This window comes from Plebeiibacterium sediminum (assembly GCF_026013605.1).
Classification (GTDB): Bacteria; Bacteroidota; Bacteroidia; order Bacteroidales; family Marinilabiliaceae; genus Saccharicrinis; species Saccharicrinis sediminus.
In genome coordinates, this window is record NZ_JAPDPJ010000322.1 from 1 (window position 1) to 446 (window position 446).

A 446-nucleotide genomic window follows, 5' to 3' on the forward strand; every position below is an offset into this window, starting at 1 on the left:
AAAGGTCAGTTTGAACTTCGCAGACAGCAATTGCCACCGGAAGTGCAGAAAGCATTGAAAGATGCACGTATGCAAACCGTTGACACGGCAATCTATACCGTAAAGTCGATTAAGGATAAGTCCGACATTGATTTGATGGAGGCATCGGACGATAAAAAGGCTGGTCGTACCAACCTGAACCGTGCGCAGTTGGATTCAGGAAAGTATTTCCTGTTAACTGATATTGTTCTTGAGTACGCTCATGGAGCATCGGAAGAAGACAATGACCCGGCAGATTTTGCTTTTGGTCAGTTTGCTTTACCTCCTGCAATCCTGAACGGTACTTTCGAGATGACGTTAGGCACGAAGGTTATTGTACCTGAAATCTCATGTGCGGTATTCGATGATACCGATACCACAAAACGCAAATTCCAATACAAGCTTGCCAATCCAAAGTGGTTAAAGCC

At 44.6% G+C, this 446-nt stretch carries 1 protein-coding gene; it reads left to right on the top strand.

The genetic code is table 11. The annotated features are described in order from the left end of the window. Positions 1-446: hypothetical protein (locus OM075_RS26705; RefSeq protein WP_301193395.1), on the top strand; the 446-nt coding region annotated here is incomplete at both ends.